This is a genomic window from Pseudomonas sp. K5002 (genome assembly GCF_013386655.1).
Taxonomy (GTDB): Bacteria; Pseudomonadota; Gammaproteobacteria; order Pseudomonadales; family Pseudomonadaceae; genus Aquipseudomonas.
This window is the reverse complement of record NZ_JACARK010000272.1, coordinates 1-5,975: the sequence shown is the minus strand read 5'-3', so window position 1 is coordinate 5,975 and position 5,975 is coordinate 1. Positions and strand designations below refer to the sequence as shown.

The following is a 5,975-nucleotide window of genomic DNA, read 5'->3' as shown; positions in this document are numbered from 1 at the left end:
CCCGGCCACGGGTGCCGCGACCGCTGCCTTTGCCGGCTACCTGCGGGACCTGGGCTGGCCGCACAACGGGCGCATCGACATCATTCAAGGCGAGGACATGGGCAGCCGTTCGCGCTTGCAGGCGCAGATCACCGATGAAAAGGGTGCCTCGATTCGGGTTTCGGGGACGGCGCGGTTGATGTTGGAGGACTGATTCTGGTCCTGGTGAACGTCTCCCTCAGCGTTTTTTCGTCGAACCCCTCCAGCTTATTGATCATCTTGCCATTCTGGAAAACCAGCAGGGTAGGCGTGCCGGTAACCTCGGGATGCCTCGGGGTTCGGGCAGTGTCGAGCACCAGGCTTTTCACGGAGCTGGCGTATTTCCCGGCAATCCGTTCAAACAGTGGCCCGGCTTCCCCGCAGGCCGGGCAGTGCTGCGAAACAAACAGCATGAACACCGTTCTATGCGTCTTGAGCAACTGCTGATACTGCTCGGCATCGGCAATCACCGCCGTTGCAATTCCCATGATGATCTCCTTGAGCGAAAGGCCTGGCCCACGCTAATCCCGGCGATCAAAACCGTCTACTGTCAAAACTAACAGGTACCCACCTCCAAGTAGCCCATTGTGGCGAGGGAGCTTGCTCCCGCTGGGCTGCGCAGCAGCCCCAAAGGATTCAACGCTCCGCCCGCTCCCGAGCCTTCTTCGCCAACCCCACGCACTGCTTATAGTCACCCTGATCCTTGGCATCCTTGGCCCGACGATACCCATGATGATTCTGCGTGGTGTAGTTCGTACTGAACGCCGCCTTCAGCCTGACCAGCTCGGCCTTGCATTCGCGCCGGTCATCCTTGGCGAACACCTGGGTGGCAAATGCCAGCGACAACAACATAAGGACAAGACTGATCTTCATCTGAACGCGTTCCTTGGGGGGCTCGATCATCTGCCAAGACTAGCCCAGCCACGGAATTCTTCCATCCGGCCACTGCACCGCTTTCGTGCACGGTAACGACCCGCCCCCGCACCCAAATGTGGCCTGTCACCCCGGTGTGTAGCCAACGGTAGCAATCTGATTGCAGCGGCTGGCCCAGTGCCTTATCGCTGATAAAAATCTATCCCGTTGATTTAAAAAGAAATTAATCCCGCAATATTTTTATGTTACTGCGTGTGGCACACTTTCTGCTGTCTATTCCGTTGTTACATACTAAGTTCCGGTATAGCGGAATACACAACTCCTGGAGTGCTTGTCATGCATCACCGACCTTCCGTGTTCAAAGCGTGTGTTTTTCTCTTCGCCGCATCGGCTTCCCTCGCCAGCGTAGTGCAGGCGGCGGACAGCAAGCTCGATACAGTGCTCAAGCGTGGGCACCTGATCGTGGGTACAGGCAGTACCAATGCGCCGTGGCACTTCCAGGGAGCGGATGGCAAGTTGCAGGGTTTTGACATCGACATCGGCCACATCGTGGCCAAGGGTCTGTTCAATGACCCGAGCAAAGTCGAATACGTGGTGCAGTCTTCCGATGCCCGCATTCCCAACCTGTTGACCGACAAGGTCGACATGAGCTGCCAGTTCATCACCGTCACGGCAAGCCGTGCGCAGCAGGTGGCCTTCACCCTGCCGTACTACCGCGAAGGTGTGGGCCTGCTGCTGCCGGCCAACAGCAAGTACAAGGAAATCGAAGACCTGCAGGCCGCCGGCGACAGCGTCACCGTGGCCGTGCTGCAAAACGTCTACGCCGAAGAGCTGGTGCACCAGGCATTGCCCAAAGCCAAGGTCGACCAGTACGACAGCGTCGACCTGATGTACCAGGCCGTGAACTCCGGGCGTGCCGACACCGCTGCCACCGACCAGTCCTCGGTCAAGTACCTGATGGTGCAAAACCCGGGCCGCTACCGCAGCCCGAGCTACGCCTGGAGCCCGCAAACCTATGCGTGCGCCGTCAAGCGTGGCGACCAGGACTGGCTGAACTTCGTCAACACCGCCCTGCATGAAGCCATGACCGGTGTGGAATTCCCAATGTACAAGGCCTCGTTCAAGCAATGGTTCGGTGTGGACCTGCCGGAGCCTGCGATCGGTTTCCCGGTTGAGTTCAAGTAATTCGTAAACCCTGGGGCGTCGCTGACGGCGCCCCAATCAGGTACTGCCGACCATGAACTATCAGTTGAACTTTGCCGCTGTGTGGCGCGATTTCCCCAGCTTGCTGGCGGGGCTCGGCCTCGGCCTTGAACTGGCACTGCTGTCCATCGCCATCGGTTGCGTGATCGGCCTGTTGATGGCGTTTGCGATGCTGTCCAAACACCGTGCGCTGCGCATCGTGGCCTCGGTGTATGTGACGGTGATCCGCAACACCCCGATCCTGGTGCTGATCCTGTTGATCTACTTCGCCTTGCCCAGCCTGGGTATCCGGCTGGACAAGATCCCTTCGTTCATCATCACCCTGTCGTTGTACGCCGGTGCCTACCTCACCGAGGTCTTTCGCGCAGGCCTGCTGAACATTCCCAAGGGGTTGCGTGAAGCGGGCCTGGCCATTGGCCTGGGCGAATGGCGTATCCGCGCGTACATCACCGTGCCGGTGATGCTGCGCAACGTGCTGCCGGCGCTGTCGAACAACTTTATCTCGCTGTTCAAGGACACCTCCCTGGCCGCCGCGATCGCGGTGCCGGAGCTGACCTATTACGCCCGCAAGATCAACGTCGAAAGCTACCGGGTGATTGAAACCTGGATGGTCACGACCGCGCTCTACGTGGCTGCCTGTTACCTCATTGCCATGCTGCTCCGTTACCTGGAACAGCGTTTGGCAATTCGCCGCTAAGGAGCGCCCATGTACGAATCCCCCAGCTGGCTGCATGAGTTGTGGATCGCCCGGGAAACCCTCTGGGCGGGGTTCCAGACCAGCGTCTACTGCTCGGCCCTGGCCATTATCTTCGGCACCCTGATCGGCATCGTCGCCGGCTTGGTACTGACCTACGGCAAATTCTGGATGCGCGCACCGTTTCGCCTGTACGTCGACCTGATCCGCGGTACGCCGGTGTTTGTGCTGGTATTGGCGTGCTTCTACATGCTGCCGGCGCTTGGCTGGCAGGTCACTGCGTTCCAGGCCGGTGCCGTGGGCCTGACGCTGTTCTGCGGCTCTCACGTTTCGGAAATCGTGCGCGGTGCATTGCAGGCCATTCCCAAGGGGCAACTGGAAGCGGGCAAGGCCATCGGCCTGACCTTCTATCAATCCCTGGGCTACGTGCTGTTACCCCAGGCGCTGCGGCAGATCCTGCCGACCTGGGTCAACTCGTCCACCGAAATCGTCAAGGCTTCCACCTTGCTGTCGGTGATCGGTGTGGCCGAGCTGCTCCTCAGCACCCAACAGGTCATCGCCCGGACGTTCATGACCCTGGAGTTCTACCTGTTTGCAGGCTTTATGTTTTTTGTCATCAACTACGCCATCGAATTGTTGGGGCGTTACATTGAAAAGCGGGTGGCGTTGCCATGAACCAACTCTCAAAAGAAAGCCAGCCACTGCTGAACATTCGCGGCCTGCGTAAACAGTACGGCCCGGTGGAAGTGCTCAAGGGCGTCGACCTGAGCATGCAGCGCGGCAACGTCGTGACATTGATCGGCTCCAGCGGTTCGGGCAAGACCACGCTGCTGCGTTGCGTCAACCTGCTGGAAGAATTCCAGGGCGGCCAGATCACCCTCGACGGTGAATCCATCGGCTACAGCGAGGTCGGCGGCAAGCGCGTGCGCCACCCGGAGCGGGTGATCTCCCAGCACCGCGCGATGACCGGCATGGCGTTCCAGCAGTTCAACCTGTTCCCGCACCTGACCGCCTTGCAGAACGTCACCCTGGGCCTGCTCAAGGTCAAGAAGATGGGCAAGGACGAAGCGGTTGCACTGGCGGAAAAATGGCTGGACCGTGTCGGCCTGCTGGAGCGCCGCAATCACTTCCCGGGCCAACTGTCGGGCGGCCAGCAACAGCGCGTGGCGATTGCCCGGGCGATTGCGATGAACCCGAGCCTGATGCTGTTCGACGAAGTCACCTCGGCCCTGGACCCGGAACTGGTGGGCGAAGTGCTCAGCGTAATCAAGGGTTTGGCGGAAGAGGGCATGACCATGTTGCTGGTCACCCACGAAATGCGCTTTGCCTATGAGGTCTCGGACAAGATCGTCTTCATGAACCAGGGCCGCATTGAAGAACAAGGGCCGCCGAAGGACATTTTCGAACGCCCGCAATCGCCGCGACTGGCGGAATTTCTCAAGAACATTCGTTTTTAAATCATCACTTCAGGAGATCCATTATGAGCATTACTCGTTACGGCACCGGCGCCACTGCAGGCGGCGGCCAGCCTCGTCCTTTCGCCCGCGCGGTGGAAGCAGATGGCTGGTTGTACGTGTCGGGCCAGGTGCCGGCGGTGGACGGTGAAATCATCACGGGCGGGATCGTCGAGCAGACCCACCAGACCATGCGCAACGTGGTGGCGATTCTCGAAGAAGCCGGCTACGCCCTTGAAGACGTGGTGCGCGTCGGTGTATGGCTGGAAGACCCACGGGACTTCTGGAGCTTCAACAAAGTCTTCGGCGAATACTTCAACCCGGAACATGCTCCGGCGCGGGCGTGTGTGCAGGCGAACATGATGGTCGATTGCAAGGTTGAGATCGATTGCGTGGCCTACAAGAAAAAAGGCTAAATGCCCGTCTCTTGAGACCACAGGGGGTCTGTGTTGATAGCTACATCTTCAAACGGGACCGACGACTGCCATGACCGAAGACACCATCAAACGCCGCGCCAAAGGCCTCGACCGGGCGTTCGATATCCTCGATTTCCTCAAGGAAATCGGCCAGCCCCTGCGCCCGAATGACATCGCCAGCGGCATCGGCAGCCCCAAATCCACGGTCTACGAGCTGGTGGCCTCGCTGCTGGAACGGCGCATCCTCGAAACCGTCGGCAAGGACGGTCACGTCTACCTCGGCCGTCAGCTGTACTTCCTCGGCCAGGCCCACCTGCGCCATTTCGACCTGACCCGCGAAGCCGACCACGCCCTGCAGGAAATCGTCAGCCAAACCCACGAAACCGCCCAGATGTGCCTGCTCAATGGCCGCAAATACACCGTGGCCCTGATGCGCGAAGGCGAGCGGCATTTCCGCATTTCCTCAGACATCGGCGAGAACGCGCCGATCCCCTGGACCGCCTCCGGCCGCCTGCTGCTGGGCCACCTGAGCGACCAGCAAATCATCGACCTGATCGACTACGACGACTTCATCCTCCCGGACGGTCAGCGCCTGCCTCTGGAAACCTTCCTCGGGCAAATCCGTCAGGCCACCCTCGACGGATTCTTCTCCTTCGACAGTGTCGCCGACACCTTTACCCACTGCTTTGCCGCCCCGGTCCGGGACGCCCAAGGCATCAGCATTGCGACCCTGTGCATCGTCGCCCCACGGGCCGATGCGATCAAAAACTACAACGACTACCGCCGGGTGCTGATCGACAGTGCGAACAACCTGGCCCGTCGCATCAACGAATAGGAAACCCTTATGTCTGCCTTCAATGCCGTTGAAAAAGGCGCCGCCGCCATCGGTGCACATCTGGTCCGTGACGTCAGCCTGCCAGCCCTGGTGTTGCACCGTGACGCCCTGGAACACAACATCCGCTGGATGCAGGATTTCGTCAGCAACAGCGGTGCGCAATTGGCGCCTCACGGCAAGACCAGCATGATGCCCGCGCTGTTCCAGCGGCAGATCGAGCAGGGCGCCTGGGGCATCACCCTGGCCAACGCCGTGCAGACCCGCGCTGCGTACGCCGGTGGGGTTCGCCGGGTGTTGATGGCCAACCAACTGGTGGGCGCGCCGAACATGGCGCTGATCGCCGACCTGCTGGCCGACCCCGAATTCGACTTCCACTGCATGGTCGACCACCCGGACAACGTCGCCGACCTGGGCCTGTTCTTCGCCGCCCGTGGCCTGCGCTTGAACGTGATGATCGAATACGGCGTGGTCGGCGGGCGTTG

9 protein-coding genes and 1 pseudogene are annotated in these 5,975 nt (G+C 60.3%); 8 read left to right on the top strand and 2 right to left on the bottom strand.

From position 1 onward, the window contains the following. Positions 1 to 193, top strand: a 193-nt coding sequence (locus tag HX846_RS14100; RefSeq protein WP_178965576.1) for a PhzF family phenazine biosynthesis protein, incomplete at its 5' end; no start/stop codon positions are given. On the opposite strand, the gene HX846_RS14095 is transcribed toward HX846_RS14100, so the two are convergent. Both HX846_RS14095 and HX846_RS14090 read right to left on the bottom strand, forming a co-directional pair. Beyond that, positions 129 to 506 carry a co-chaperone YbbN gene (locus HX846_RS14095; RefSeq protein ID WP_178965575.1) on the bottom strand — a complete coding sequence of 126 codons (378 nt, stop codon included), beginning with the start codon at positions 504 to 506 and terminating at the stop codon, positions 129 to 131. The two genes, HX846_RS14100 and HX846_RS14095, sit on opposite strands and share 65 nt — an antisense overlap. 148 nt (positions 507 to 654) lie before the next feature. Continuing rightward, complete coding sequence (locus tag HX846_RS14090; protein WP_003207990.1) at positions 655 to 891, bottom strand: hypothetical protein; 237 nt, start codon at positions 889 to 891, stop codon at positions 655 to 657. A 336-nt stretch (positions 892 to 1,227) separates the two neighbouring features. Between HX846_RS14090 and HX846_RS14085 the strand changes: the two genes are divergently transcribed. The 7 genes and pseudogenes from HX846_RS14085 to HX846_RS14055 form a co-directional block, all read left to right on the top strand. Then, the gene (locus HX846_RS14085; protein ID WP_003207992.1) at positions 1,228 to 2,076 is read left to right on the top strand and encodes a transporter substrate-binding domain-containing protein; all 849 of its coding nucleotides are present in this window, start codon (positions 1,228 to 1,230) and stop codon (positions 2,074 to 2,076) included. Between the two features lie 52 nt (positions 2,077 to 2,128). Continuing rightward, the gene (locus tag HX846_RS14080) at positions 2,129 to 2,791 is read left to right on the top strand and encodes an amino acid ABC transporter permease (protein ID WP_003207993.1); all 663 of its coding nucleotides are present in this window, start codon (positions 2,129 to 2,131) and stop codon (positions 2,789 to 2,791) included. A gap of 9 nt (positions 2,792 to 2,800) precedes the next feature. Continuing rightward, positions 2,801 to 3,463 (top strand): amino acid ABC transporter permease, encoded by a 663-nt coding sequence (locus HX846_RS14075; protein WP_178965574.1) that lies wholly within the window; start codon positions 2,801 to 2,803, stop codon positions 3,461 to 3,463. Continuing rightward, on the top strand, positions 3,460 to 4,245 hold the full coding sequence (locus tag HX846_RS14070; protein WP_003207998.1) for an amino acid ABC transporter ATP-binding protein: 786 nt from the start codon (positions 3,460 to 3,462) through the stop codon (positions 4,243 to 4,245). Before HX846_RS14075 ends, HX846_RS14070 begins: the two co-directional genes overlap by 4 nt. Positions 4,246 to 4,268: 23 nt before the next feature. Next, on the top strand, positions 4,269 to 4,658 hold the full coding sequence (locus HX846_RS14065) for a RidA family protein (RefSeq protein WP_003208000.1): 390 nt from the start codon (positions 4,269 to 4,271) through the stop codon (positions 4,656 to 4,658). Positions 4,659 to 4,728: 70 nt separating this feature from the next. Further along, on the top strand, positions 4,729 to 5,493 hold the full coding sequence (locus HX846_RS14060) for an IclR family transcriptional regulator (RefSeq protein WP_003208002.1): 765 nt from the start codon (positions 4,729 to 4,731) through the stop codon (positions 5,491 to 5,493). A 9-nt stretch (positions 5,494 to 5,502) separates the two neighbouring features. Further along, positions 5,503 to 5,975, top strand: a pseudogene (locus HX846_RS14055) (amino acid deaminase); the annotation flags it as partial.

Coding starts and splice junctions, on each gene's coding strand:
- HX846_RS14075 (WP_178965574.1), top strand. CDS start 2,801: ATGTACGAATCCCCCAGCTGGCTGCATGAGTTGTGGATCGCCCGGGAA.
- HX846_RS14080 (WP_003207993.1), top strand. CDS start 2,129: ATGAACTATCAGTTGAACTTTGCCGCTGTGTGGCGCGATTTCCCCAGC.
- HX846_RS14090 (WP_003207990.1), bottom strand. CDS start 891: ATGAAGATCAGTCTTGTCCTTATGTTGTTGTCGCTGGCATTTGCCACC.
- HX846_RS14085 (WP_003207992.1), top strand. CDS start 1,228: ATGCATCACCGACCTTCCGTGTTCAAAGCGTGTGTTTTTCTCTTCGCC.
- HX846_RS14060 (WP_003208002.1), top strand. CDS start 4,729: ATGACCGAAGACACCATCAAACGCCGCGCCAAAGGCCTCGACCGGGCG.
- HX846_RS14065 (WP_003208000.1), top strand. CDS start 4,269: ATGAGCATTACTCGTTACGGCACCGGCGCCACTGCAGGCGGCGGCCAG.
- HX846_RS14070 (WP_003207998.1), top strand. CDS start 3,460: ATGAACCAACTCTCAAAAGAAAGCCAGCCACTGCTGAACATTCGCGGC.
- HX846_RS14095 (WP_178965575.1), bottom strand. CDS start 506: ATGGGAATTGCAACGGCGGTGATTGCCGATGCCGAGCAGTATCAGCAG.